Origin of the sequence: Gordonia sp. ABSL11-1, from assembly GCF_030315685.1 — a bacterium.
In the GTDB taxonomy this organism is placed as follows: Bacteria; Actinomycetota; Actinomycetes; order Mycobacteriales; family Mycobacteriaceae; genus Gordonia.
Window position 1 is genome coordinate 51033 of sequence record NZ_JASXSI010000012.1, and the last position, 25455, is coordinate 76487.

General features: G+C 68.1%; 24 protein-coding genes. 12 read left to right on the top strand and 12 right to left on the bottom strand.

Annotation, left to right across the window (positions count from 1 at the left end; genetic code table 11):
- Positions 1-83: 83 nt before the first annotated feature.
- Positions 84-476 (bottom strand): SRPBCC family protein, encoded by a 393-nt coding sequence (locus QSJ19_RS14520; RefSeq protein ID WP_502876190.1) that lies wholly within the window; start codon positions 474-476, stop codon positions 84-86.
- Positions 477-523: 47 nt separating this feature from the next.
- Between QSJ19_RS14520 and QSJ19_RS14525 the strand changes: the two genes are divergently transcribed.
- Entirely contained in the window at positions 524-1339 is an 816-nt protein-coding gene (locus QSJ19_RS14525) for a shikimate 5-dehydrogenase (RefSeq protein WP_286321382.1), read from the top strand.
- A gap of 28 nt (positions 1340-1367) precedes the next feature.
- On the opposite strand, the gene QSJ19_RS14530 is transcribed toward QSJ19_RS14525, so the two are convergent.
- Positions 1368-2201: an arylamine N-acetyltransferase family protein gene (locus QSJ19_RS14530; RefSeq protein WP_286321383.1), complete on the bottom strand. Its 834-nt coding sequence runs from the start codon at positions 2199-2201 to the stop codon at positions 1368-1370.
- Between QSJ19_RS14530 and QSJ19_RS14535 the strand changes: the two genes are divergently transcribed.
- Together QSJ19_RS14535 and QSJ19_RS14540 are read left to right on the top strand one after the other, a co-directional pair.
- The gene (locus QSJ19_RS14535; RefSeq protein WP_502876185.1) at positions 2200-3159 is read left to right on the top strand and encodes an alpha/beta fold hydrolase; all 960 of its coding nucleotides are present in this window, start codon (positions 2200-2202) and stop codon (positions 3157-3159) included. The two genes, QSJ19_RS14530 and QSJ19_RS14535, sit on opposite strands and share 2 nt — an antisense overlap.
- Before the next feature lie 185 nt (positions 3160-3344).
- Positions 3345-4409 (top strand): fatty acid desaturase family protein, encoded by a 1065-nt coding sequence (locus QSJ19_RS14540; protein WP_286321537.1) that lies wholly within the window; start codon positions 3345-3347, stop codon positions 4407-4409.
- Between the two features lie 54 nt (positions 4410-4463).
- Here QSJ19_RS14540 and poxB read toward each other — a convergent pair whose 3' ends face one another.
- Positions 4464-6200: a ubiquinone-dependent pyruvate dehydrogenase gene (poxB, locus tag QSJ19_RS14545; protein WP_286321384.1), complete on the bottom strand. Its 1737-nt coding sequence runs from the start codon at positions 6198-6200 to the stop codon at positions 4464-4466.
- 164 nt (positions 6201-6364) lie between these two features.
- Between poxB and QSJ19_RS14550 the strand changes: the two genes are divergently transcribed.
- Positions 6365-6514: a hypothetical protein gene (locus tag QSJ19_RS14550; protein WP_286321386.1), complete on the top strand. Its 150-nt coding sequence runs from the start codon at positions 6365-6367 to the stop codon at positions 6512-6514.
- A 124-nt stretch (positions 6515-6638) separates the two neighbouring features.
- Here QSJ19_RS14550 and QSJ19_RS14555 read toward each other — a convergent pair whose 3' ends face one another.
- From QSJ19_RS14555 to QSJ19_RS14565, 3 genes are all read right to left on the bottom strand, one after another.
- Positions 6639-7025 carry a PIN domain-containing protein gene (locus tag QSJ19_RS14555; RefSeq protein WP_286321539.1) on the bottom strand — a complete coding sequence of 129 codons (387 nt, stop codon included), beginning with the start codon at positions 7023-7025 and terminating at the stop codon, positions 6639-6641.
- Positions 7026-7090: 65 nt separating this feature from the next.
- The gene (locus tag QSJ19_RS14560) at positions 7091-8560 is read right to left on the bottom strand and encodes an FAD-binding oxidoreductase (RefSeq protein WP_286321388.1); all 1470 of its coding nucleotides are present in this window, start codon (positions 8558-8560) and stop codon (positions 7091-7093) included.
- Between the two features lie 156 nt (positions 8561-8716).
- A complete protein-coding gene (locus QSJ19_RS14565) occupies positions 8717-11902 on the bottom strand; it encodes an ATP-binding protein (protein ID WP_286321389.1) in 3186 nt (1061 codons plus the stop codon).
- Between the two features lie 82 nt (positions 11903-11984).
- Here QSJ19_RS14565 and QSJ19_RS14570 point away from each other — a divergent pair, with 82 nt between their 5' ends.
- Together QSJ19_RS14570 and QSJ19_RS14575 are read left to right on the top strand one after the other, a co-directional pair.
- The gene (locus tag QSJ19_RS14570) at positions 11985-12344 is read left to right on the top strand and encodes a VOC family protein (protein WP_286321390.1); all 360 of its coding nucleotides are present in this window, start codon (positions 11985-11987) and stop codon (positions 12342-12344) included.
- Between the two features lie 12 nt (positions 12345-12356).
- Positions 12357-12923, top strand: coding sequence for a mismatch-specific DNA-glycosylase (locus QSJ19_RS14575; RefSeq protein WP_286321391.1), 567 nt, complete (start codon positions 12357-12359; stop codon positions 12921-12923).
- Positions 12924-12930: 7 nt separating this feature from the next.
- On the opposite strand, the gene QSJ19_RS14580 is transcribed toward QSJ19_RS14575, so the two are convergent.
- The 5 genes from QSJ19_RS14580 to QSJ19_RS14600 all read right to left on the bottom strand — a co-directional run bounded on the left by QSJ19_RS14580 (position 12931) and on the right by QSJ19_RS14600 (position 17091).
- Positions 12931-13227 carry a DUF503 domain-containing protein gene (locus QSJ19_RS14580; protein ID WP_286321392.1) on the bottom strand — a complete coding sequence of 99 codons (297 nt, stop codon included), beginning with the start codon at positions 13225-13227 and terminating at the stop codon, positions 12931-12933.
- A 41-nt stretch (positions 13228-13268) separates the two neighbouring features.
- Positions 13269-14516 carry a polysaccharide pyruvyl transferase family protein gene (locus QSJ19_RS14585; protein ID WP_286321393.1) on the bottom strand — a complete coding sequence of 416 codons (1248 nt, stop codon included), beginning with the start codon at positions 14514-14516 and terminating at the stop codon, positions 13269-13271.
- Between the two features lie 42 nt (positions 14517-14558).
- The gene (ppk2, locus tag QSJ19_RS14590) at positions 14559-15395 is read right to left on the bottom strand and encodes a polyphosphate kinase 2 (protein WP_187582908.1); all 837 of its coding nucleotides are present in this window, start codon (positions 15393-15395) and stop codon (positions 14559-14561) included.
- Between the two features lie 65 nt (positions 15396-15460).
- Positions 15461-16453, bottom strand: a complete 993-nt coding sequence (locus tag QSJ19_RS14595) for a malate dehydrogenase (protein WP_286321395.1) — start codon at positions 16451-16453, stop codon at positions 15461-15463.
- A gap of 59 nt (positions 16454-16512) precedes the next feature.
- On the bottom strand, positions 16513-17091 hold the full coding sequence (locus QSJ19_RS14600) for an META domain-containing protein (RefSeq protein ID WP_286321397.1): 579 nt from the start codon (positions 17089-17091) through the stop codon (positions 16513-16515).
- A gap of 40 nt (positions 17092-17131) precedes the next feature.
- Between QSJ19_RS14600 and QSJ19_RS14605 the strand changes: the two genes are divergently transcribed.
- Positions 17132-18355, top strand: coding sequence for a hypothetical protein (locus QSJ19_RS14605; RefSeq protein WP_286321398.1), 1224 nt, complete (start codon positions 17132-17134; stop codon positions 18353-18355).
- A 36-nt stretch (positions 18356-18391) separates the two neighbouring features.
- On the opposite strand, the gene QSJ19_RS14610 is transcribed toward QSJ19_RS14605, so the two are convergent.
- Entirely contained in the window at positions 18392-19894 is a 1503-nt protein-coding gene (locus QSJ19_RS14610; RefSeq protein WP_286321399.1) for a hypothetical protein, read from the bottom strand.
- A 312-nt stretch (positions 19895-20206) separates the two neighbouring features.
- Here QSJ19_RS14610 and secA2 point away from each other — a divergent pair, with 312 nt between their 5' ends.
- The 5 genes from secA2 (at position 20207) to ftsR (ending at position 25364) form a co-directional block, all read left to right on the top strand.
- Complete coding sequence (secA2, locus tag QSJ19_RS14615; protein WP_286321400.1) at positions 20207-22678, top strand: accessory Sec system translocase SecA2; 2472 nt, start codon at positions 20207-20209, stop codon at positions 22676-22678.
- Positions 22679-22797: 119 nt separating this feature from the next.
- Positions 22798-23400, top strand: coding sequence for a CDP-alcohol phosphatidyltransferase family protein (locus QSJ19_RS14620; RefSeq protein ID WP_286321541.1), 603 nt, complete (start codon positions 22798-22800; stop codon positions 23398-23400).
- Positions 23401-23441: 41 nt separating this feature from the next.
- Entirely contained in the window at positions 23442-23846 is a 405-nt protein-coding gene (gene gcvH / locus QSJ19_RS14625; RefSeq protein ID WP_286321401.1) for a glycine cleavage system protein GcvH, read from the top strand.
- Between the two features lie 332 nt (positions 23847-24178).
- Positions 24179-24634 (top strand): glycogen accumulation regulator GarA, encoded by a 456-nt coding sequence (gene garA / locus QSJ19_RS14630; protein WP_187582894.1) that lies wholly within the window; start codon positions 24179-24181, stop codon positions 24632-24634.
- A gap of 4 nt (positions 24635-24638) precedes the next feature.
- Positions 24639-25364, top strand: coding sequence for a transcriptional regulator FtsR (ftsR, locus tag QSJ19_RS14635; RefSeq protein ID WP_502876186.1), 726 nt, complete (start codon positions 24639-24641; stop codon positions 25362-25364).
- Positions 25365-25455 lie beyond the last annotated feature (91 nt).

A 25455-nucleotide genomic window follows, 5' to 3' on the forward strand; every position in this document is an offset into this window, starting at 1 on the left:
GGAAGCTGTGAAGAAGCTCGGAGGGGTCACGATCCGGTATCCACGCGTCGTCCCAGAGCCCGCACGTGCGCGAGGGCGTCGACTCAGGAACGCTCGGTCACGACCTGGCGCAGGGCCTCGAGATCGCCCTCGACGGCGGCGCAATCTGCCTCGAAGTCATCGTCGGACAGATCACGCTGGCGCACGGTGAAGACGACCTCGGCGCCGTCGGGATGCTCGATGACGCGAAGCGGGTTGGCGACCACGGTGCCGTCGGGCAGCGTGACGTCGTGATCGAGGATGCCGAACGGGTTCGGCAGGGCGAATCGCACGGTGACCTCACCCATCGGTGACTGTGTGATCAACAGATCGCCCTCTTGCCGGATTCCGGAAGCCAATCCCGCGGCCCAGCGGGGAAGGTTGTCCGCATCGGCGGCGAACGTGTAGACCTCGTCCTTCGTCGCCGCGACCACGACGGAGATGTGCCGGCTCCGCATGTCACCCATGCCGCGAGCGTACTCGCGCAGACACTAGGGTGAGTCCCATGCCGATCCTGAACAAGGACATGACGTTGTGCATCTCGTTGGCCGGGCGGCCGTCGAACATCGGGACTCGATTCCACAACTTCCTCTACGACGAGATCGGCCTGAACTTCATCTACAAGGCCTTCACCACCGACGACATCGTCGGCGCCATCGGCGGTGTCCGAGCACTGGGTATCCGTGGTTGCTCGGTGTCGATGCCGTTCAAGGAGGCCGTCATCCCGCTCGTCGACGTGATGGAGGAGTCGGCGGTGGCGATCGAGTCGGTCAACACGATCGTGAACGACGACGGACGACTGACCGCTGCCAACACCGACTACGAGGCGGTGGCCACGCTCATCGCCGATCACGCGCTCGATCCCGGCTACTCGGTGGCGATCCGCGGGTCCGGCGGGATGGCGAAAGCTGTCGTCGCCGCGTTCCGTGGTGCGGGTTTCGACGACGTCACCGTGATCGCCCGCAACGAGGAGACGGGGTCGGCGCTCGCGGCGAAATACGGCTACCGGTATTCGGCCGCCGCATCCGCGCCGTCGACGTCGGTGCTGGTCAATGTCACCCCGCTCGGGATGCGCGGAGGCGACGGAGACCGGTTGTCGTTCGACCGCACCGAGATCGCGGCGGCCGACGTCGTCTTCGACGTGGTCGCATTCCCGGCGGACACGCCGCTCATCCGCGTCGCCCGTGAGGAGGGCAAACGACTCATCACCGGCGCCGAGGTGATCGCCCTGCAGGCAGCACGTCAGTTCGAGCGGTACACCGGTGTCGAGATCAGCGCTGATCAGGTGGCACGGGCGTCGGAGTTCTCCCGCGCGGGGTGACGCCGATCGTCCCCGACCGTCGGTTCGCTCAGTGGCCGAGCACCTCGTTCACCCGGCGCTCGAGACCCTCGATCGACGAGACATCGACCCCGAAGCGGTCGGCGAGGACGTCGAGGATCTCGCCGGCGGTGGAGAGTTCACGTTTCTCGCCGGAGCCGTCTGGACGATGGATCGCCAAGTGCCCATCCCGTAGGTTCCACCGGGCGTCGTCGATGACCATGCAGGCGCTGAGCGTGGTCCGGAAATGCGATCCCGGAAAGGTCGAGGCGAACCAGCTGCCGACGACGCTGTCGATCTCGGGACGCGGTGCGGTGGTGAACAGATACAGCGGCTGCCAGCGGCCACCCACCTCGGACTCCATCACGTGGAATCCGTCGTCGGCGAGACCTATCCGGAATCGCTCGAGGTCCGTGTCCTGCTCGTCGTCGGGGACGAGACGCAGCGGAGCGGTCGGCGTCTGTCCGCCGAATCCGACGTCGACGAGGTAGTGATCGGGATCTCCGGGGACGGACACCGACAACAGCTGGTGGGTCTCGGCGGGTAGTGGCCCGGAGTCCTTCATCCACACGACACGGCCGGCGAGCGGCGCCGCGTCGAACCCGAGTGCGATCAGGACGTGGCGGAACAGTCCGTTGTGCTCGTAGCAGAAGCCGCCACGTCGACGGTCCACGAGCTTGTCCTGCAGCCCGGCGGGATCGAGGTGGGTGATCGGGATCCCGGTCAGCGGGTCGAGATTCTCGAAAGGGATGTGACGCACATGCGCGCTTATGAGTTGTCGCAGCGTGTCCAGGGTGGGGGATCGATCGCCGGTGTATCCGACGCGCCGCGCGTACCGATCCACATTGACCTCGCTCGTGCCCATGGCCACAATCGTGGCATCCCGTCTGCAGAACACGCTGCCCGGATCCTCGGGGAGCGCCGGACACCTGACCTACCACCCGTGGGGAGTGACGTCGGTGACGCACGAGTACGAGTATCTCGACCTGCACGGCGATCGCGTCGCTTATCGCGACGTCGGCACCGGCGACGCCCTGCTGTTGATCCACGGCATGGCGGGAAGCTCGGCGACCTGGGACGCCATCATGGCCCCGCTGTCGAGGCGCCATCGCGTCATCGCGCCGGATCTGCCCGGCCATGGTGACTCGGACAAGCCGCGCGGCGACTACTCGCTGGGGGCGTTCGCGGCGTTTCTGCGGGATCTGCTCGACGAACTCGATGTGCGGTCGGTGACCGTCGTGGGCCAGTCGCTGGGCGGGGGGATCGCGATGCAGTTCACCTATCAGCACCCGGACCGATGTGAACGGCTGGTACTCATCGGAAGCGGCGGACTCGGGCGGGACGTCAACTGGATGCTGCGTCTCCTGGCGGCGCCCGGTGCCGAGCTGGTCCTGCCGGTCATCGCTCCGGGCCCGGTCCTGCGGGCCGGGGAGAAGGTCCGGTCGTGGGCGTCGTCGGCGGGGATCCGCTCGCCGCGTGCCGACCAGACCTGGCGAGCGTATTCCTCTCTGGCCGATGGGGATACACGCCGTGCCTTTCTCCGGACGCTGCGATCGGTGGTGGACCATCGCGGGCAGGCGGTCAGCGCACTCAATCGCCTCTACCTGAATGCCGAGTTGCCCACCCAGTTGATCTGGGGGGACAAGGACAACATCATTCCGGTCGACCACGGCATCGCCGCCCACAAGGCCATTCCGGGCAGCCGCCTCGAGGTGCTGCCGGGGATCGGGCACTATCCACACGCCGAGGCGCCGGACGAGGTGGTCCGCATCCTCGACGATTTTCTCGCCACCGCACCCGCCCGAGCCCGCCGTCTCAGCTGACACATCGCGCGGTCGGCCTCCACCTGCGTCGATGGCGCGTGGGCTGCCCCGGACCGTGCGGTCTGGAACACTGGGGTTGCCGACGTGATGCATTGCTGTCAGCTGGTCGTGACTCTCGTAGGGCGCTCCTCTCGGATCTCACTCCGTGGCGCCGGGCTCTACACAGAAGGCTCAGAGGCATGTCCATGTCGGACCCCAACAGCTCGACTCTTCCGCGCAACAGTGTGGTGAGTTCCTACACCGACCTCGTCGCCGAGGTCCGCGAGTCCGGTCTCCTCGAGCGGCGTCGCGTCTTCTACATCTCCCGCATCGGGCTGACAATCGCGGCGTTCCTCGGCGTCTGGGCCGGGGTGGTGGCGATCGGCGACTCGTGGTGGCAGATCCCGCTCGCCGCGATCCTGGCCGTCGTCAGTACCCAGTTCGGTTTCCTCGGACACGACGGCGCGCATCGCCAGATGTTCTCCTCGGCCCCGGCGAACGAGTGGACCGCCAGGATAGTCGCGGGCGCCTTCGCCGGGCTGTCGCTACACTGGTGGCGCGCCAAGCACAACCGACACCACAAGGCGCCCAACATGATCGAGGAGGACCCGGACATCGCGCCGGGACCGTTGGCGTTCGTCCCGGCGGAGGCGCAGGGTCGAACCGGCTTCTACCGCTGGTTCACCCGCAGGCAGGGATGGCTGTTCTTTCCGCTGGTCACCCTGGAGGGGGTCGCCCTGCACATCGCGAGCATCCGCGGACTGCTCGGATCAGCCCCGGTGGCGCATCGCTTACTCGAGCTGGCACTCATCGTCGGGCGCCTGCTCTTCGGCCTGGTCCTGCCGCTGATGGTGATGTCGTTGCCGATCGCAGCCGTCTTCATCGTCACCCATCTCGCACTGTTCGGAATGCTCCTCGGCGAGAGCTTCGCGCCCAATCACAAGGGGATGCCATTGGTGCCCAAGGGGATGCGGGTGGATTTCCTCCGGCGGCAGGTACTGATGTCGCGCAACATCCGCGGTGGTCGGTTCACCGATTTCATGATGGGCGGGCTCAACTACCAGATCGAGCATCACCTGTTCCCGAACATGCCGAGACCGAATCTGTCGAAGGTCCAGCCGATGGTGCGGGCGCACTGCGCCCGCCATGGTGTGCCGTACACCGAGACCAGTCTCATCGGTTCCTACGGCATCGTGATCCGATATCTCAACCAGGTCGGGCTCGCCGAGCGCGATCCGTTCACCTGTCCGCTGGTGAGGATGTATCGCTGAGGATGTATCGCTGACCCAAGCGCGCCCGGCTGCCCTGTCGGACAGCACATTCGGTCAGTCGAACAGACGACGGAAGACGTTGGTCTCGGCGAGGTCGACGAGTTCGTCGCCGCGACCCGACATCACCGTCCGCAGCGCGTACAGGGTGAAGCCCTTGGCCTGCGCGGCGGTTACCGTCGGCGGGATGGACAGCTCCTGGCGGGCGGTGACGACGTCGAGCAGGGCCGGTCCATCGTGGGCGAGGACCTCACGCAACGCGCCGTCGAGATCGTCGGGCTGTTCCACTCGCCGACCGAGGATGCCGACCGACGCGGCGAGATCGGCGAAGTTCGGATTGTCCAGCCCGGTACCGTAATTGACAAATCCCGCCGCCTTCATCTCGACCTCGACGAAATTGAGCGACGAGTTGTCGAACACGATGATCTTCACCGGGAGCTTGTTCTGTGTCAGGGTGAGGAGCTCACCCAGCAGCATCGCGAGACCTCCGTCGCCGGCCAGTGCGATCACCTGTCGGCTGGGGTAGGCCGACTGTGCCCCCACCGCCTGCGACAGTGCGTTCGCCATCGAACCATGTGAAAACGAACCGATCAGGCGGCGACGCCCGTTCATCCGGAGATAGCGAGACGCCCACACCACGGGCGAGCCGACGTCGGGGATGAACACGGCGTCGTCGGTGGCCAGATCGCTCACCAGGCGCGCCAGGTACTGCGGATGGATTGGGCGTCGATTGCGGTCGTTGACGGCGAGTTCGTCGAGACCTTCCCGGGCTCGCCCGTAGTGCCGACGCGCGGAGTCGAGGTGATCGGAGTCGCGGTCGGCATCGATGAGCGGGGTCAGGGCCGGGATGGTGTCCGCGACCGTACCGACGAGGCCGAGGTCCACGGGTGTGCGCCGACCGATCTGCTCTCCGCGGACGTCGAGCTGGACGATGCGGGCATCGGATGGATAGAACTGCTGGTAGGGGAAATCGGTCCCCAGCATGAGCAGGGCGTCGCATTTCTCGATCGCACGGTAGCCCGACGAGAAGCCGAGCAACCCGGTCATCCCGACGTCGTACGGGTTGTCGTACTCGATGAGCTCCTTGCCCCGCAGTGCGTGCACGATCGGCGCCCGCAAGGTACGGGCCAACTCCACTACCTCGTCATGCGCGCCGGCGACGCCGGCGCCCGCCAGGATGGTGACGCGCGCGGAGCCGTTGAGGATGTCGGCGGCCGAACGTAACTCGGCGTCGGAGGGGCGGATCACCGGATCGGCGCGCCGGATCGGCGCGCCGGCCCGGCGGCGGGACGCCTTGGCGAGAAAGATCTCGCCGGGGATCACCAGTACCGCGACATCGCGGCGCTCGACCGCTGTCCGGATCGCGATGTCGAGGAGGCGAGGGAGCTGTTCCGGGGTGCTCACCATCTCGCAGTAGGCGCTGCACTCGCGGAACAATTGCTCCGGATGAGTCTCCTGGAAATACGTGCTGCCGATCTCGGCGGCGGGGATGTGTGCCGCGATCGCGAGGACCGGGACCCGGCTGCGATGCGCATCGAACAGTCCGTTGATGAGATGGAGGTTCCCCGGCCCGCAGCTGCCCGCGCACACGGCGATCTCGTCGGTCAGAGCGGCCTCGGCGCCGGCGGCGAACGCGGCGCCCTCCTCGTGGCGGACGTGCTGCCAGGCGACGGTGCCATCGCGTCGAAGTGCATCGGTGAATCCGTTGAGGGAGTCGCCGGGCAGTCCGTAGACGCGTTGTACGCCAGAACTCTTCAGACGTTCGATGATGACGTCTGCCACGGTCGTCGCCATTGCCGGTCCTCTCCGTCGCCGAGTCGGCGCGTGTCGGCGTCTCTCGTCCGATCGAACTGGTCGTGCCGATGCTACCCGAGTAGATCCGGTCGGCGGGCCGGTCGCGCGCCGCCGCGTACGCTGGAGCGCGGCCGAAGATCTCCGTCAGACGAAAGGTGGCCGGGATGGGCAAGATCCGGGTGACGGGCAAGGTCCGGGTCACCGGCAAGGTGCGGGTCACAGGTCTCGATCATCTCAGGAAGATCGTCGACCGCGGCCGCGACGGATCCGGGAGGCGTGCACCGCGGTCGGACGATCCGCGTACCGCGGGCTGAGGCGAACCGGCAGTCGCGGATCATCAGTTGCGGGCGCCGGAGGCGTTCCGAGCGCTCCAGATATGTCGAGCGCTCGAGATGGGTAGCGCTCCAGATGGGTCGAGCGCTCCAGATGGGTAGAGCGCTACAGATGTGACAGCGCCGACGGTCCGACGACTCGCGCCCCGAGGTCCGTGACGCGCTCGCGGAGTTCGCGGTCGGCGGTCACGACGATCACGTCCCGTCGGCCGACGTGGTCGGCGACGAGTTCGACGATGCGATCGTCGCCGGAGCGCGGCGCGGCGACCGCGGTCACCGTTTCGCCCGAGGCGACGTCGCGGGCCCGACCTTCGACGACCAGGTTCACCTCGACGGGTCCGGCCATCCCGGGCAGACCGGCGGCGGCGACTCCGCTCAGGCGGTCACGTAGTCGCTCGTTGGCGCCCTTGCGATCTCGCCACCAACCGTCCGGCCGGGACCCGACGACGTTGGCTGCGTCGACCACGAGCAGTGGGACCTCCGCGTCATGCATCTCGTTGTCGCTCACGGCCGACGGCCCCGGTGGGTCATCCACCGAGGCTATCGTCCGGACACACCTCAGGCGAGGGTGATCCCGTGGCAGAACCGGTTGCCCGGGTCGAGCGCAGCCTTGATGGCCGCGAGCCGGCGACGATTACCGTCGCTGAACGAACTCGCCGACCGCGCGGTCTTGTCCTCGCCCTCGACGAAGTTGAGGTAGGCGGCACCGGTGACGTAGGGAGCCAATGCCTCCCGGGTCAGGCGAAGGGCCGATTCGATGGCCAGGCCCACATGCGGATCGGGCACCACCGAGGCCATCTCGAGTAGGAACGTACCGTTACGTCCCAGGTCGTTGGGTGAGTCGGCCGCGCCGTGTGCCACCGCTCCGCCGCCATGCCGCAGTTCGGCGAACAGGACGAGTGGCATCGAACCGGGCTTCGGTTGAACCCGTGTGGTGAGGATGTCGATCACCTCGTCGGGAAGGGTGTCGAGCCACTCGGTGGTCACCATCGCGGGCATCGGATCGGTCGGGTCCATGCTGATGGCGTCGGCGGCGGCGAACGGCATCTCGGACCACATGTCGATCTCCGGGGCCTTCCACTCTCGCCACTGGTCGATCGTGGCGCGGCCTTCGTCGAGGTCGCCTGCCCAGCATCCGCGGATGAGGGTGAAGCTCCTGCCGCGCAACGGTTCCGGAACGGCATCGAGAGGTGGGAAGTTCATCAGGCACACCGAGGACGTGAGATCCTCGGACTGCTGAGGTGCCCACTCGCCGAAACGGCGCAGGATCTCGGTCGCGTCGTCGGCGGGATAGAAGAGGTTGCCCGCGTACACCGTCGACACGGGGTACAGGTCGATGACGACACCGGTGACGACGCCGATGCTGCCGGCGCCGCCACCGCGCAGCGCCCAGAAGATGTCCGGATGACTGGTGGCACTGACCCGCAGCGGATTCCCATCCGGTGTGACCAGGTCGAACGAGCGGACGGCGTCGGAAGAGAGGCCGTGCTTGCGACCGAGCCAGCCGAAACCGCCGCCGAGGGTGTAGCCGACGACACCGACGTCGGTGGTCGATCCGAGCAGGGGAGCCAGTCCGTGTGCGGAGGCCTGGGCGAGCACCGGACCCCACTTGGCGCCCGCACCGACCGTCGCCGTCCGGGCGATCGGGTCCACCGTGACATCGGTCATCGCGGACGTGTTGATCAACAATGCGCCGTCGGCGGCGGCGCCGGGCCCGTGCCCGGTTGCCTGGATCGCCACGCGTAGTCCCTCGTCGGCGGCGAAGCGGACGGCTTCGACGACATCGAACCGATTCACCGGCACGGCGATCACGGCGGGTCGCTGCTCGGCGAGCAGATTGAATCCACTCCGCGCCTCGTCGTAGCCGGGGTCGCCCGGCCCGTGGACCTCGCCGGTGATCCGGGCGGCGAGCGCGGACAGCACCGACGTGCGGGGGCGGACGGCGATGGCGTCGGCGTCGGATCGGGTGGCCGAGTCGATCGCGCTGGTGGTTTCTGACTGGACGGTGGTGTCGGACTGGATGGTCATCGGGGGCTTCCTCATGTGTCGGCCGGCGTGTCCGGCGGTGTCGGGTTCCGGCTGGACCGGATGAGGAGAACTCTCGTCGCGCCCCCTTGAGAGCGACTTGGAACCTGCTTGGACCGCCTCCGGCGACGGTGTAACGATCCCAGGTCGGAGCCGGTGTCAGCGCGAGTCGGGGCGATAGCCGTGGGTGTCTGCGAACGCGTCGATCCGGGCAGCGAGTGCTCGTGATTCCTGGGCGTCGGCCACCCGTCGGGCCTCCCGCACGGTGTCGACGACCGTCATTGCGGGGTGCCCCGCCGCATGCTGGAACTCGGCGCACACGAGCAGCCGATGGGCGTCGGGATAGCGCTGGCCGGTGCGCTCGGCGAAGTCGTTCGCCTGTTCGAGAAGGCCCGCCACCTGATCCAGTCGGCCGGCGGCGATCAACGCCTCGGCGTACAGCGCGAACCAGAAGCCGATCCCGGTCCGCTGGGGAGGGTCATCGAGGTGGAGTTCGTGGACCCGATCGAGTGCGTCACCGGGTGAGTCGCCGACGGCACGGGCCCACCAGTAGATCCGTTCGCCACCTCGGCGGAGATATTCCAGTGCACGGTGGTTCGCAGGAGTCATCAGCCGTTCGCCGGCCTCGCACACCCAGTCGACGTCGCCGACCATGGCGGCTGCGGTCACTGCGAAGATGCCCACCCCGAGGTGGGTCGTCGGATCCTCGGGGCCCACGTCGATCTGATCGAACACGCGGCGCCCGGCGTACGGACCGACGTGCAAGGTCGTCGCCCAGGCACGGAATCCCCGCGCCAGGACGATCTGGTCGGTATGCAGACCCGGGACGTCGGAATCGAGTGGTGCGAATCGCACGAGCAGGCGGTGGGCGACACCGATGTTGCCGCGATCGAACTCGTCGATCGCCGCGAGTTGCATACCCAGGTGCCGTACCACCGGGTCGACGGAGCCCTCGGCCCGGGCACGCAGGTCCCGGGCGACGCGGTGGGCGGGACGCGTCTGGGCGAGCTGGGCGTGTGCGGCGCCCCGCGCATAGTCCAGGTTGGCCAGCAGCGCGGCGTTGTCGGTCGATTCTCCCAGTTCCCGCGCGCGGACGAGCAGATCGTGATCGGCGGCGAAATAGCCGCTGCGCGCGACATCACTGAACAGGCGCGTGGTGATCGCCGCGAGTTCGAGCTCGGTGTCACCGGCGGCGAGGGCGAGTCGTGCCGCGTCCGCGAGTTGCCGTTCGGCCACCTCGAAGTTGTATGTGCGCATCGCGATCTCACCGGCCGCAAACAACGCGTGTGCGGTCTCGCGGCGGTCGGCGAGGGGGCCGGCGCCCCAGAGGTGCCGGGCGCGTTGGGCGACGGCGTTGGGCCCGCGGTGTCGTTCGAGATGGCGGGCCACCGCCAGGTGTATGCGCCGCGCACGACTCGGCCCGACCTGGTCGGCGACGGCCTCCCGGATGAGGTCGTGATCGAACGAGAAGGTGAACGGATCCTCACCGACGTCGACGAGGCCCGCGGCGTGTGCCTCGTCGAGCGCGTCCAGTGCGGTATCCACCGTCTGGCCCGTGGCGGCCGCGGCCAGGGCCAGATCCACCCGCCTGCCTATCAGCGCGGACGTCTCCAGCAGGGCGACCGTGTCGGGACCCAACGGGCGCAACCGGTCCCGGACGACATCACGCACGCCCGCCGGGACGGAGCTGTCGGCGATGGAGCCGCGATCGGCGAGGATGCGGGCGAGTTCCCGTACGAAGAAGGCATTTCCGCCGGTCCGTCGGGCGATCGACGTCGTCGTCCCGGCGGCCGGCCATTCGCTGGTCTCGCGACGCACCATCTCGGAGATGTCGTCGTCGGTGAGCGGACCGAGGGTGATGCGCCGGTGTCCCGGTGAGCGCGCGAGATCCGCGAGGGTCTGGGCCACCACGATCCGATGGACCGACGATCGCAGCGACACGAAGAACGTGACCCCGCTGGCGTGGCGAGCGGTCATGTGTGCCAACAGTTCCAGCGACGCACTGTCTGCCCAGTGGAGATCGTCGAGGACGATGATCAACAGGTGGGTGCGAGCAATGCCCTCGAGGAGATCGGCCGCCTGATCGTAGAACCGGAACCGGGCGGTCGCATCGGGCATCTCCCGTGGCGGTGGGATGACGGTGTCGCCCTCGGTGACCATCCGGCCGAGGTCGCTGTCGAGCAGCCGTGATCGCCGGTCGTCGTCGATCTGGGGGAGTGCGGCACCGAGCACCTGTACCCACGGCCACATCGACGGCGCCGCAGCGTCGTCGATGCAACGGCCCCACAGCACCTGCAGGTCGGCGGCGCCCGCGGCCCGCCGCGCTGCCTCGTCGAGCAATGCGGTCTTTCCCGCACCAGGTTCGCCCTCGACGACGACCACGCCGCCAGGGCCGTGCAGCGAGCCCAGGACCGCGCGATGCAACACGCCGAGCTCGTCCACCCGGCCGATCAGTGCCGCGCGGATGTCCGGCGCTGCGTCGGTGGGGCCGCTGGTCGTGGCGGCATCCTCGCCCGAGATCGTCGCGGCGCGCTCAGCGCTCGACGAGACCTGAGCCGTGACCGGCCCTCTTGGTACGTCGAGCGAGGGCGCGTGGTCCAGGATGTCGCGCTCGAGTGCACGCAGGCGAGGTCCCGGATCGACTCCGATCTCGTCTGCCAGCACCCGCCGGGCCTCCGCGATGGCCGCCAGCGCCTCGGACTGGCGACCGAGTCGATACCGGGCGGTGGCGAGCAGGACCCACAGTCGCTCGTCGAGCGGTGAACGGCGCACTGCCTGTTCCAGTTCGGCGACCAGGGCGCGATGTTCGCCGAGGGCCAGTCGTACCTCGTAGGACAACTCCTGTGCCTCGGCCATGGTGCGTTCGAGATGTGCGGCGGCCTCGTCGCGGAAGCGCAGGCCCTCCAACTCGGGGAGCAGCGGCCGATACTCGCTGAGAACCGACTGCAGAAGTGTCGCGGCGGCGACGTGTTCCCCGCCGCGCTGTCGGTCATGGGCGGTGGCGATGTCGGCGAGTAGCCGTCGGAGGTCGATGTCGGCGTCGTCGGCGACGAGCGCGTAGCCGGCGCCATGGGTCGCGACGACCGACGACGGGCTCCTCGGTGCGCGGTCGGGTTCCAGTGCCTTGCGCAGTCCGGAGACGTACGCCTGCACCGACACCTCGGCACGATCCGGCGCCGACGATCCCCAGATGCCGTCGATCAACCGATCGACACTGACCGGGTCGCCGCCGGCCAGGATGAGCTGCGCAAGGACCGCCCGCTGCTTGCGCGTGCCGAGTTCGACGGTCTCGGAATCGATTCGCGCCCCGAGGCCGCCCAGAACGCTGTACACGGGCCGTGCCATCGTGGCGAGTGTAGACGGATTCATCGCGCGCCGTCCGGCTTCGACGCCGCGCCCGACGACCACGGCGACTAACGTGTCCTGCATGAGTCCCTCGGTCGCGATGATCACCATTGACACCACTGATCCGGTCGGGCTCGGCACATGGTGGGCGGCGCAGACCGACGGGCGGGTCGTCGCCGAGAACGACGGCTTCTTCGTCGTGATGACCACGGCGTCCGGAACGGTCCTGTCCTTTCAAAAGGTCGACGACCCGACGCCGGGGAAGAACCGGATTCATCTCGACCTCACCTCCGACGATCCGGCGGCCGAGGTGCGACGGCTCACGGCGGCCGGCGCCACCACGATCGCGGAGCAGGAGATGTCCGGGTTCGCCTGGGTGACGATGGCGGATCCGGACGGCAACGAGTTCTGTGTGTCCGGCGCGCATGCGGCGGCTGTCTGAGCCGGTTCGCCGATGACTCCGAGCCGGGACGAGTTGCTCGCCTTCCGTGATGTGGAGGTCCCCGATCTCGTCGGACCGGGCTGCCGTCTGTTGTTCGTCGGCATCAATCCCGGACTGTGGACGGCTGCCGTCGGCGCACACTTCGCGCGTCCGGGCAACCGGTTCTATCCCGCTCTGTATCGCGCCGGCATCGTCGACCGCGTGATCGACGCATCCCGGGGGATGTCCGACGAGGATCGTGATCTGTTGTACACGAGGGGGATCGGCATCACCAATGTCGTCGCCCGCGCCACCGTGGCGGCGTCCGAGCTGTCCGCGGACGAGTTGCGCGAGGGTGCCCGACGGCTGCGGGACACGATCGCCACGGTGGCTCCGACGGTTGTCGCGATCGCCGGGATCACCGCCTACCGAACGGGTTTCGACCGGCGTGACGCTGTCGCCGGACAGCAGCCGGAGACCTGGGACGGGGCAGCAGTCTGGGTGGTGCCGAATCCGAGCGGGCTGAACGCCCACGAGACGGTCGACTCGCTTGCGACCGCGTACGCCGCCGCTGCCCGGACCGCTGGGATCATCGCGTGAGATGTCCTCAGACGTCGGTCGACGTCAGAATGCGTCGACGGACCGAGAGCAGTTCGACCTCGGGCCTTCCGGCGGCGAGACGTTCCACGGCATCGAGGACGTCGGTCACATGGGTGCGGTCGGCGGCCACCACGCTCACGCCGATGACGGTGCGTCGGTGTGCGTCGAGGTGATCGACCTCGGCCGCCGACACGGAGTACCGGTGGCGGATCTCGGCGATGATGGGCCGCACGATCGACCGCTTGTGCTTGAGCGAATGGACATCACCGAGGAGGTAGTCCAGTTCTGCGAAACCGATCCACATCGTGTCACCACCCTACCCGTCCGCGGGTCGTCGGCGGACGGTCAGCGCCGTCGGCGTGGGTAGAGGCGATGGGCGAGCACCCGTTTCGCCGCCACCGCACGGTCGCGGTCGTCGGCGGAGAAGCCACCGGCGGTGGGACGCGCGGGAACCACGTCCGGGTCGTCGATGATGGTCCAGCGAGAACCGGCGGCGGCCAGCGAGCGGTGTTTGGTGGCGTAATAGTCGGGCCGGGGGATGATCGCGACCCCGGAATCGCCTGCCGCGGCGGCCACGAGGTGCGGATGGAATCGGGTGCTGATCCAGGTGTCTCCCCGCCCGACGGGCAGCCCGGATCGCCAGATGTCGATGAAGGGGACGATCGTCGCTCCCTCGAGTCGGTCGCCGAGGCGGCTCGGGATGTCGAGATCTCCGCCGGGGATGCCCTCGACGACGGTGACCGCGGAACCGGGCACCTGCCAGGCGTCGAGGATGTCCTCGACGACGCGCGCCAGTGCGTCCGGCCCGGTCATCCCGTGCGCGGTGAAGTCGTCGGTGAGGTCGGACTGCAGGCAGAGCGTGACCCCGTCTCGCGTGGTCGGGGACGGGTCCGGGAGCCCGCCGGGTCCGGCCGGCCGATCCAACGCGAGCCAGGCGTCGTCACCTGTATGCCTCCTGGACCCGACACCCGACAGCGCGAACGACGACGCCTCGTCGCGGACGTCGAACACCGTGAATGCCGCCGCTGCGTCCCGCAGAGCCGACCACGCCGGGCCGTCGACCCGGGGAATCAGGCCCTGGCCGCTGGCGAACGCGGTCACGCCGGTCGTGCGGACCAGCTCGGCAGCTGCGACGACGAGTGAGACATGGTGCGGCCAGACCTGATTGACGTAGCCACCGCCGAGAAGGTGGACCGAGGAGGCGTTGAGGAAGGCGTCCACGCCTTCGGCCAGCCGCGGCGCAAGGCCCAGTTCGGTGGCCGCTCGCGCGACCCAGGTCCACGGCTCTGCAGGGTCGGGACCGTCGGCGCGCGTCGTGTCGGACGCGTAGTGCGTCAGCTGCCACAACGTGTCGACGAACACCGCATGCGGATGGATGCCGTGCAGCAACAGGCCTGCCTGGCCTGCGGTGTGGCTGTCGAGAATGACGGTGGCGTCGGGCCGGGTCCGGGCGAGATGCTGCAGCCATGCCCGGGCGATCAGTTCGTCACCGTAGTTCGGATGGCCCGACGGTGCGATCAGGTAGACGACCTCGTCGTCGCCCACGCCGCGACGACGACGGCGCAACGAGGGGAGACGACGGGGCACCTTCACCCACGGGATGTTACCGACCGAACCTGGAGGTCTCCGGTGGCCTCAGTGGTCACCGCCGGTGAGTGCCGCCACGTGATCGGGGACGTATTTCGACAGGGAACGGGGTGGCCGGCGGTAGTTCCCGGAGTCGATCGGCTTCTTCGGGAGATCGACCTTGGGTCGTGGGACATCCTCGTAGGGGATGGTCGACAGCAAGTGCGAGATCATGTTCAGCCGCGCGTGTTTCTTGATGTCCGACTCGACGACATACCACGGGCTCGTCGCGGTGTCGGTGTGCACCATCATCTCGTCCTTGGCCCGGGAGTAGTCTTCCCACCGGTACACCGCTTCGAGGTCCATCGGACTGAGCTTCCACTGGCGCACCGGGTCTTTCATGCGAGAGCGGAATCGCTTGAGCTGCTCGTCATCTGACACCGAGAACCAGTACTTGCGCAGCAGGATGCCGTCGTCGATGAGCATCTGCTCGAAGATCGGTGTCTGCCGGAGGAACCGGGTGTGCTCGGCGGGCGTGCAGAACCCCATGACCTTTTCGACCCCGGCCCGGTTGTACCAGGACCGGTCGAACAGCACTATCTCGCCCGGCGCCGGTAACTGCGCGACGTAGCGCTGGTAGTACCACTGACCGCGCTCGCGGTCGGTCGGCGCGGGCAGCGCGGCCACGCGGCTGACCCGGGGGCTGAGATATTCGGTGATCCGCTTGATCGTGCCGCCCTTGCCGGCGGCGTCCCGACCCTCGAAGATCACCACCACCCGGGCACCCGTCGTGCGTACCCACTCCTGAAGCTTCACCAACTCGGTCTGGAGGCGGAAGAGTTCCGCCTCGTAGACCTTGTTGGGGATCTTCTGCGGACCGTCGCCGCCCTTCGACTTCTTCGACATGGACAGAGCTTACGGTTCTCCGTGACCGGGTGGGGTCAGACGCGGCGAGTCAGGTCCACCCCGGGTCAGGTGGGCAGGAGGTCGCGGACGGCGGCGATCTCGTCGGCGACTTCGGCGACGGATGCGTCGATGCGGAGGCGGGAGAACTCGTTGATCTCCAGCCCCTCGACGATCTGCCACCGGCCGTCGACCGACCGGACCGGGAAGGAACTGACCAGCCCCTCGGGGACTCCGTACACGCCGGGCGACGGCATCGCCGCCGACGTCCAGTCGCCGTCGGGGGTGCCGAGCACCCAGTCGTGGATGTGGTCGATCGTGGCGCTCGCGGCCGAGGCCGCCGACGACGCCCCCCGCGCCTCGATGATCGCGGTGCCGCGCGTGGCGACGGTGGGGATGAAGTCGTCGACCAGCCAGGCGCGGTCGTCGGCGAAGTGCGCGCCGGGGAGATCGCCGACGACGGCGTGGAAGATGTCGGGGTACTGAGATGCGGAGTGATTGCCCCACACCGACACCCGGCTGATGTCGCGTGCCGGTCGGTGTGCCCGGTGGGCCAGTTGGGCGATCGCGCGATTGTGGTCGAGGCGCGTGAGTGCGGTGAACCGGTCCCGAGGGATGTCGGGGGCGTGGGCGGCGGCTATCGCCGCGTTCGTGTTGGCCGGATTGCCGACCACGATCACCCGGAGTTCCCCTCCCGCAACATCGTTCAGAATTGCCCCCTGCTCGGCGAAGATCGCCGCATTGGCCTGCAGCAGGTCGGCCCTTTCCATGCCCTTGCTGCGGGGCCGCGAGCCGATCAGCAGCGCGAAGTCGGTGCCGTCGAATGCGGCGCGGGCATCGTCGAAGATGTCCACCGAGGTGAGTTGCTCGAACGCTCCGTCGTCGAGCTCCATGGCGGTGCCCACGGCGGCGGACACGGCCTGCGGGAGTTCGAGAAGACGCAACCGCACCGGCCGGTCGTGTCCGAGCATGGCGCCCGCGGCGATGCGGAACAACGCGGCATATCCGATGTGACCGGCCGCGCCGGTGACGGTGACGACGGCAGGTGAGTTCGCGGGCATGGGATCCTTTCGCGGACAGGCAGGTCGAAGGCAGGTGATGTCCGGCGGCGCCGAGGAGGTCAGCGCATCGGGGTGCGCTCGGTGAGGATCACCGTCTGCCGGGGACTGGACAGGGCCAGGACCGGACCCACCCGGTGCCAGGTGAGCGGCTCCGAGGCGAACCGGGCCAGCCACCGGTCGGCGCCCGAACGTGGTGACGGACAGGCCATCATCGTCGAAATGAGCGACCCGATCCGCAGTCGGTCGCCGACGGTCGTCGCGCGGCCGCCGTGCTGATTGCATCCGGCGTCGAGGCCGACGCGTTGATCACGGCCGAAAGTGACGGTCAGCGGGCCGCCACCGGGGATCGCGCCGCCGACGACGCCGACCGAGGTGAAGGTCGTGTCCGCCAGGAGCGGGGACAGTCCGCCCGGTTCCGTGGGAGGTGGTGCCGGGGCCGGCCGGATGGGTGCCGGGGGGATCGGAGCCGGGGCCGCCGCGGAGAGACCGGGTCCGGTCGTCGTGAGCGCGGCGACGACCAGGGTCGCGACGCCGAGGAGGATCCGAACGCTCGGCGACCCGCTGAGCCATCTCATCCGGTGTCGCGGGATGACATGATCAGTGCGGTACGTGGTCGCTTCTCCGCCGGTGAAGGACATGGACCCACGGTAGCCGAGCCGGCGGAACGGGCGGTGAACGATGACGGAGACACAACTGTCGACGGTCGCGGTGACCAGTCGCACCGAATACCTCGGGCGGCGTCACATCGTCGCGGCGCGCGTGGCCTCGGTGTGCATGGTCGCCGGGCTTGTCGCACTGGTCGTGTGCAACGCCGCCGGGTTGCCCGGCGGCGTCACCGCGACGGTGGTGGCGGTGCTGCTCCTCCTGTGTCTCGCCGCGACGGCGTTCGGGCGGCTCGGACGACGAGGCGCGGCCCTGCTCACCGTCGACTCGGACACCGTTTACCTCGGTGACGAAGGACGGAGCATCGACAGTCACCCGCTCGCCGGCCTGCGATCGGTCTCGTTGGGCTCGATGGCCGAGGTGACCGGGGCGGCAGGATCGGTGCCGCGGGACCTGACGATCAAGGGAGTGCGCACACTCACCGTGGAATTCGATCCCGCTGCGGAGTCGGCGGACGCCACCCCGGTCCGCTGGCGGATCGGGGTCGTGGAGAGCGACCCGGCAGCTGCCGAGGTGATCAGCCGACTGCGCACCCGTGCGCCGGCACCCCGGAGGCGGCAACCGGAGCCACACGCCGACCTCTCGGCCGACGAGATGCCCGATGACGACACCGCACCCGGTCCGCTCCCCACCACGGACGGTGGCGGTGATCCGTCCGAAGAGCCGCTGTCGTCGACCCCGCGGGTCGCGGACGCCGGTAGCGACGAGGCGGCCCAGCGACTCTGGGAGGAGGCCACCCGTCGGCACGATTCGATCCTGCGCGACTACGGCACCTACGAACTACAGCCGGACATGATGCTGCGGTTCCCCGGCGTCACCGACGTGACCCTCGCACACGTCCAGGTCTTCCACGACGCGCTCGACACGGCCATGGCGCTGCGGACCGACACGTGTCCCCGTGAGCGTTCCCGCGCCGACGCCTATCAGCAGTCCGTGTTCGCGCTGCGGCGGGCGTGGATCGCGTGCGAGAAGGACGGACGCAGGCTGGGCACCTCCTACCTGGAGACCGCCGACCAGGACGATCTGGACATGGCGCTGAAACTGTTCGCACATGCGCAGAGCAGCACCATTCCTGCCGAACAGGCCAGCTACTACACGCGCGTCCACGACATCGTCACCACGCTCACCGATCAGGGTCGCCTGCATCCACCCGAGCCCGCGGTCGCCGAACTGAAAGCCGCCACACGCCGCGCGATCGCGGCCCGCCCCCCGACGTCCCCACGCCGACCGGATCGTTAGGGTGCATCCGTCAGGTCGCCGTATGGGCCCTCCCGGTCAGTAGCCGCTCTCCAGGAACTGCCCGGACATGGAATAGGTACCGGCGGAGGCTGATTCGCGTGCCAATTCCACCTTGATGACGGGATCGCCGCCGTGCTGGAAGACCGAGGTCGCCTCGATGTCGACCGCCGATCGGTCGAACGGTTCGATCGCCCCACGCGTCATGGCCTGGGTCCGCACCGACTCGAACACGCCCGGTCTGACCTGGTCGAAGCTGAAGTCGCCGGCCGAACTGCGACCGCGATAATCGGACAATGCGGGGAACTCGCCGGGGACGACAGTGAGCGTGCCGTGGCGGACCGGCGACGTGAATTCCATCAGCACACCACCGCTGTTCTGGATCTGTCCCGCATACATGATGGACGTGTTGTCGGCGGTCCCGCGGATCTCGAAGCGCCGCAGGTTCGGCTGATCGGTGGCCAGGCCGGCTCCGGTGAACGCGTCCCGGGCGAGCCGGAACGACGTGGTGAGATCACCGGGATCGAAGAACTCCGCGACCTGCCCGTCCGGGCGGCCCTGGATCTCGACGTCGGGTGTGCTGTCCGCACCGAACTCCCCGACCAGCAGCACCGGTTCGCCGCGAACCGGCCGATGAATTGTCATGTCGGCGTATCGGAGTCCGGGCCGGATCGCTCGGAGCCGCGAGTCCATCGTGGAGGTCAACGCGCCCAGGTCGGTGGCGGCGATCTCGTCGGCACGGAAGGTGTCCGGCCGTCGTTTGGTGGTCGTGCCGCGCCGTGGTTCGTCCCAGCCGCGTCCGCTGTAGTTCGACAGGGTGATCGCTTCGCCGGTGGCGGGGTCGTAGACCTCCGCGCGCGTGGTGTCGTCCTCGTCGAGGTCGATGGACAGGATGTTCGACGACGCGGTCGGGCCGAGTCGCGCGATCTGGTCGAGTGCTGTGCGCTTCCGGTCGTCGAGACCGGCCGTCGCGTCATCGGATCCGGACTCCCCACCACCGCCGGACATCCCCGACACCGACGGCATCGACACGTCGATGTCCCAGGCCGAGCCGGGCACTCCGAGGAGTACCACGCCCGCGGCGACGACCGCTGCCGCAGGATAGGCGATCGCCCATCGCCCGGGCTGGTCCCCGAACTCCGGTGTCCTCGCCGGGGCACGGTCCGGGAGTGCTTCGCCGGGAACCGTCGTGAACGGACGGTCGACGACGCTGTGGAAATGGCTACGGCTCATCGACGAGATCCAACGACCGCGGTAGGCGGTGTCGTCAGGTGGACGGATGGTCGCGGTCAGCATGGTCGGCTGCATCTCGCCGGCGGCCAGGCTGCTGCGGGTGATGGCCTCGACCTCGATCGGCACAGCGCTGGTGCTCGTACCCCGGCGGAACTCGGGCAGCTCGGAGACCCGTGAGGGCCGCGGCAGCACGGCGATGCCCACCACGATGAGTGGAACCCCGATCACCAGGGCGACCCACCAGGCATTGAAGGCTCCGAGGCCGACCCCGGCGGCGACCATCACACCGGCCACGCCTGCGCGGACCACGCGCCTGACTGCTCGGTTCCCGGCGGTCCGATGCATGCTGGTAGCCCCTCCCGAGCGGCCACGGCCGCTGCCCGATCGCAGTGGGATGATCATAGGGTCGCCACGGCGACCCGGGTAGTCGTGTGCGACGGTCGTCGTGGATCGGTGCGGCACCCGATGACCCACCGCGTACCGTGGACGGCGACCTCGGGGCACCCGCGGTCGGATCGGGCCGGTCGCAGCAGGTGGGACCGGGTCGCATGCCGTGGCCGCGGGGGCGACGCCCCGTCCAGTACACATGCCCGACAGGCGCGAGTCAGGAGAAGTGTTTCGGTGGGAAAGCTGACGAACAGCATGTGGCGACTTCTGGGTTCCCAGTCGACGCGTAATCAGTCGAAGTCCGTGTCGCTGATCAAGGATGCGGACGCCCACACCGCGTGGGCGGAGAAGCTCGACGACGACGCGTTCGCCGGTGAGGCAGAGAAGCTCGAGATCGCATCGAACAAGCACGATCGCGCACGATTCCTCGCGCTCGTGCGGGAAGCCTCCGACCGGACACTGGGGTTGCGGCCCTTCGACGTCCAGTTGCAGGGGGCGCTGCGCCTGCTCGAGGGCGACGTCGTGGAGATGGCCACCGGTGAGGGCAAGACGCTCGCCGGTGCGATCGCTGCGGTCGGACACGTGCTGCAGGGCCACCGGGTCCACGTCATCTCTGTGAACGACTACCTGGCCACGCGTGACGCGGAGTGGATGGCCCCGCTGTTCACCGCGTTCGGGATCGTGTCGAAGGCCGTGTCGGAGAACTCCGACCGCGAACAACGCAAGGCCGCGTACGCCGCCGATGTCACCTATGGCTCGGTCAACGAGATCGGGTTCGACGTGCTCCGCGATCAGTTGGCGCTGTCGACCGACGATCTCGTCTCACCGAAACCCGATGTGGCAATCATCGACGAGGCGGACTCGGTCCTCGTCGACGAGGCCCTCGTCCCACTCGTGCTGGCCGGGTCGACCGAGGCCGTCGTGCCCGACCAGAAGATCCACGACGTCGTCGCCCGGATGAAGAACAAGCACTACGAGATCGACACCGACGGCCGCAACGTCACTCTCACCGAGGAGGGGGCGGCGTTCGTCGAGGACGAGCTCGGAGGCATCAACCTCTACGACGAGGAGCACGTCGGGACGACACTCGTCCACGTCAATGTCGCGATGCACGCGCAGTACCTGCTCGAGCGCGACATCCACTACATCGTCCGCGACGGCGGCGTCCACCTGATCAACGCGTCCCGCGGCCGTGTCGCCCAGCTGCAGCGGTGGCCCGACGGTGTCCAGGCTGCGGTGGAGATCAAAGAGGGTCTCAGTCAGACGGATTCGGGCGAGATGATCGACACGGTCACCGTGCAGGCGCTGCTCGGCCGCTATCCCACCGTGTGCGGGATGACCGGAACGGCCCTGGCCGCGGGCGAACAGTTCCGTCAGTTCTACGACCTGCTGGTGTCGCAGATCCCGCCGAACACACCCAACGTCCGCGTCGACGAGCCCGACCGCGTCTACGACAGCAAGGCCAACAAGGTCGAGGCGATCGTCGCCTACGTCGCCGAGGTGCACGAGACCGGTCAGCCCATCCTGATCGGCACGCACGACGTCGCCGAGTCCGAGGAGCTCGCGTACTTCCTCGACAAGGCGGGTGTGAGCTGTGTCGTGCTCAACGCGAAGAACGACGCCGAGGAGGCCAAGATCATCGCCGAGGCAGGCGCACTCCGGGCGGTGACGGTCTCGACGCAGATGGCCGGTCGCGGTACCGACATCCGGCTCGGTGGCTCCGGGGAGGACGAGAAGGCGCGGGAGGAGGTCGTCGAGCTCGGCGGACTGTGTGTCATCGGGACGGGGCGACACGACACCGAGCGCCTCGACAGCCAGCTGCGCGGGCGCGCGGGACGACAGGGTGATCCGGGACGGTCCGTGTTCTTCTCCAGTCTCGAGGACCCCGTCGTCACCAAGAACCTCGCGTTCAAGCGGGATCCGGTCTCTCAGTCCGAGGACGGCTCGATGGGCGCCAAGGGCATCGACCTGATCGAACAGGCCCAGCGCGTCGCCGAGGGGGTCATGCTGGAACTCCACGCGAACACCTGGCGATACAACAAGCTGGTCAACCAGCAGCGCGACATCGTCGTCGCCCGCCGCATGGAGATCCTGACGACCGACACGGCCCTCGACGAGCTCAAGGAAGCCGAGCCAGATCGCTACGCCGAACTGACCGGGGCGGCGAAGCCCGCGACCGATGAGGCCGCGACCGACAAGGCTGCGGACACGGACGAGACGCAGACCGACGAGACGCAGACCGACGAGGCGCGGAAAGCCGAGGCGGAGGCCTCCGCCGAGACCGGACCCGCACTGTCGGAAGTCGATGCGACCGGGCAGGATTGCCCGGTCGAACCGGTGGATGAGAAGGTGCTTGCCCAGGCGGCCCGCGAGATAGTCCTGTTCCATCTGGACCGTGCGTGGGCGGACCATCTCGCCTTCGTCTCCGATGTCCGCGCCAGCATCCACCTGCGGTCGCTGGGCAAGGAGAGCCCGCTCGACGAGTTCCACAAGCTGATCCTGGATGAGTTCTCGACGCTGCCGACCGAGGCGTTCGCGAACGCGCGCACGACGTTCCGTGAGGCGACGATCACCGCCGACGGTGTCGATCTCGGTGCCGCCGACCTGCACCGGTCGACGACCACCTGGACCTACATGGTCCATGACAACCTCTTCGCATCGGGCGGGGCGAAGACCCTGCAGGGCATCATCGGCATCTTCCGGTGATCGGCATCTTCCGGTGATCGGCCTGTTCGGATGATCGGCCCCTTTCGTCTGATCGGCAACGACCGGTGACCTCCGACGAGCGATCCTCGACCGCAGACGATTCCGGACACGATTCCGGTTTGTCGGCCGCCGACGCTCCCGATCGCTTCCTCACCGTGCCGAACGCGCTGAGTGTGCTGCGGCTGGCGCTGATCCCGGTGTTCGTGTGGCTCCTGTTGGTCCGGGAGGCAGACGGCTGGGCCTTCGCGATCCTGATGTTCTCCGGCTTCTCGGACTGGGCGGACGGCAAGATCGCCCGCTGGCTCGACCAGTCGTCGCGAATCGGGGCGTTGCTCGATCCGGCGGCGGATCGGCTCTACATCGTGATCATTCCGATCGCCTTCGGGATCCGGGAATTCGTGCCGTGGTGGCTGATCGCGGTGATCATCTGCCGGGATCTGGCATTGTTCGCCACCGGTCCGGCGCTGCGATCGCGTGGACTCCTCGCCCTGCCTACGCTGTACATCGGCAAGGCCGCGACGTTCGCGCTGATGAGCGCGTTTCCGTGGCTCCTTGCCGGACAGCTCGATTCGGTGGTCGGGATGATCTGTTATCCGATCGGCTGGGCGTTCATGATCTGGGGTGTCGCACTGTATCTGTGGTCGTTCGTCCTGTACGCCTACCAGACGGTGCTGGTGCTGCGGCGGATGCCACCGCACAAGGCCGTCGGCAACGTACCCTAAAGTCGCCGTAGAGTCGTCCGCAGAATGAGAAAGGCGCGACAGTGACCGAGACCAATGTGCCCGCAGCCCTGCGCTATACGGCCGAACACGAGTGGGTCGAACGGCTGAGCCCGACGACGGTGCGGGTGGGCATCACCGACTTCGCGCAGGACGCACTCGGCGACGTGGTGTTCGTCCAGCTACCGGCTGTCGAGGACGCGGTGGTGACGGGGGAATCGTTCGCCGAGGTCGAGTCGACCAAGAGCGTGTCCGACATCTTCGGTCCGCTCGACGGGACGGTGGCGGAGGTCAACACAGACCTCGAGTCCGCCCCGGAGCTGGTGAACTCCGACCCGTACGGCGAAGGATGGCTCGTGGTGATCTCGGTCGCCGACGAGTCGGCCCTCGATGTGGCCCTCGGGGAGACACTCGACGCAGCCGGATATCAGGCGGTGACCGACGGCTGATCGGTGCCGACCACCCCGGAATCCCGACCGGGGAGTAACAAGCCGACAACACCGACCCGTTGGCGGCGGTCGCGGCAGGCGCTCCGACTATGATCGGCGGTGTCCTGATCGACGCGACCACCCGTCCGACGGCCATGACACGGTACGGTTGCTCACAGCAGAACCGGTTCGGAATCCGACGATCGTCGGCCGGACCGGATGTCCGAGGGAGCAGTGTCCGAGGACGGCATGGAGTACCGGCATCACCAAGCGCGGTCACGCGGGTCGCGTGTCCGTCGGGGCCGGCAGGAACAGGGCCGAGACCGACGGGCACCGAGACAGACGAAGGAGAAGTGGTGAGCGAAAACGACAAGGATCTTGAGGCACCGGTGGAGACCACCTCGGTTTTCCGGGAGGAGTTCATCTCCGAACTCGATTCCGGCGCGGCCGCCTCGAGTGAACCCGCCGACACCGGGGTGGAGAGGCTCTCGCCCGGCACGGCGCTGCTTGTCGTGAAGCGGGGTCCCAACGCGGGATCGCGCTTCCTGCTGGATCAGCCGACGACGTCGGCCGGTCGGCATCCGGACAGCGACATCTTCCTCGACGATGTGACCGTCAGTCGTCGTCATGCCGAATTCCGGCTCGGCGACAACGAGTTCCAGGTCGTCGACGTGGGCAGCCTGAACGGCACCTACGTGAACCGTGAACCGGTCGACACCGCGCAGCTGAGCAACGGAGACGAAGTCCAGATCGGCAAGTTCCGCCTGGTCTTCCTGAGTGGACCGCGCGACGGCCAAGCGGGCGCCTGACCCCGTGACGGCATCGTCGGCAGGTCAACGCGGCGAGGGGTCGATGTCGATCGGCTCCGTTCTCGCGTTGCTGCGCGAAGATTTTCCGGATGTCACGATCTCGAAGATCCGATTTCTGGAGTCCGAGGGCCTGGTCACGCCGGAGCGGGCGCCGTCGGGATACCGGCGGTTCAGCACCAAGGACTGTGAACGTCTGCGCTTCGTGCTCACCGCTCAGCGTGATCGGTATCTGCCGCTGAAGGTCATCAAGGAACAACTCGAGGCCATCGATCGTGGCGAGGGTGGGGCCGGTACCGGCGGCACGCGACTGCTGTCGTCGGCGCGCGGCACGGTGGCCCCGGCCACCGACTTCGGGACGCGCGCCGGACGCGTCTCGCGCGAGACCCTCATGGACCGGACCGGCGTCGACTCCGCGTTCGTCACCGAGTTGCAGCGCAACGGTCTGCTGACCCCGGGGCCGGCGGGCTTCTTCGACGAGGACGCGGTACGACTCGTCGAAGCCGCTGCGGCGCTCGCGAACTACGGACTCGAGACGCGTCATCTGCGGGCGTTCAAGGTGTCCGCCGACCGCGAGGCCGGGCTGGTCGCCCAGATCGCCAACCCGATCGCCAAGGGCAAGGGGACCGGGGCGCGTGACCGGGCCGAGGAATTGGTCCGGGAGATCGCCGCTTTGTCGGTCACGCTGCACACCCAGTTGGTCAAGGCGGCGGTCCGCGGGGTCCTGGACTGATCGGTCATCGCTCGGCCGCGCGCCGCTGCGGCGCGGTGTAGCGTCGTTGACAACGAGAACCATCGGCGCCGAGCAGGTGAACCGATCGGGT

Excerpts from the sequence above, each read along its gene's own strand:
- QSJ19_RS14520 (WP_502876190.1), bottom strand. The coding sequence starts at position 476 with ATGCGGAGCCGGCACATCTCCGTCGTGGTCGCGGCGACGAAGGACGAG.
- QSJ19_RS14525 (WP_286321382.1), top strand. The coding sequence starts at position 524 with ATGCCGATCCTGAACAAGGACATGACGTTGTGCATCTCGTTGGCCGGG.
- QSJ19_RS14535 (WP_502876185.1), top strand. The coding sequence starts at position 2,200 with ATGGCCACAATCGTGGCATCCCGTCTGCAGAACACGCTGCCCGGATCC.
- QSJ19_RS14530 (WP_286321383.1), bottom strand. The coding sequence starts at position 2,201 with ATGGGCACGAGCGAGGTCAATGTGGATCGGTACGCGCGGCGCGTCGGA.
- QSJ19_RS14540 (WP_286321537.1), top strand. The coding sequence starts at position 3,345 with ATGTCGGACCCCAACAGCTCGACTCTTCCGCGCAACAGTGTGGTGAGT.
- poxB (WP_286321384.1), bottom strand. The coding sequence starts at position 6,200 with ATGGCGACGACCGTGGCAGACGTCATCATCGAACGTCTGAAGAGTTCT.
- QSJ19_RS14550 (WP_286321386.1), top strand. The coding sequence starts at position 6,365 with ATGGGCAAGATCCGGGTGACGGGCAAGGTCCGGGTCACCGGCAAGGTG.
- QSJ19_RS14555 (WP_286321539.1), bottom strand. The coding sequence starts at position 7,025 with ATGCATGACGCGGAGGTCCCACTGCTCGTGGTCGACGCAGCCAACGTC.
- QSJ19_RS14560 (WP_286321388.1), bottom strand. The coding sequence starts at position 8,560 with ATGACCATCCAGTCCGACACCACCGTCCAGTCAGAAACCACCAGCGCG.
- QSJ19_RS14565 (WP_286321389.1), bottom strand. The coding sequence starts at position 11,902 with ATGGCACGGCCCGTGTACAGCGTTCTGGGCGGCCTCGGGGCGCGAATC.
- QSJ19_RS14570 (WP_286321390.1), top strand. The coding sequence starts at position 11,985 with ATGAGTCCCTCGGTCGCGATGATCACCATTGACACCACTGATCCGGTC.
- QSJ19_RS14575 (WP_286321391.1), top strand. The coding sequence starts at position 12,357 with ATGACTCCGAGCCGGGACGAGTTGCTCGCCTTCCGTGATGTGGAGGTC.
- QSJ19_RS14580 (WP_286321392.1), bottom strand. The coding sequence starts at position 13,227 with ATGTGGATCGGTTTCGCAGAACTGGACTACCTCCTCGGTGATGTCCAT.
- ppk2 (WP_187582908.1), bottom strand. The coding sequence starts at position 15,395 with ATGTCGAAGAAGTCGAAGGGCGGCGACGGTCCGCAGAAGATCCCCAAC.
- QSJ19_RS14595 (WP_286321395.1), bottom strand. The coding sequence starts at position 16,453 with ATGCCCGCGAACTCACCTGCCGTCGTCACCGTCACCGGCGCGGCCGGT.
- QSJ19_RS14600 (WP_286321397.1), bottom strand. The coding sequence starts at position 17,091 with ATGTCCTTCACCGGCGGAGAAGCGACCACGTACCGCACTGATCATGTC.
- QSJ19_RS14605 (WP_286321398.1), top strand. The coding sequence starts at position 17,132 with ATGACGGAGACACAACTGTCGACGGTCGCGGTGACCAGTCGCACCGAA.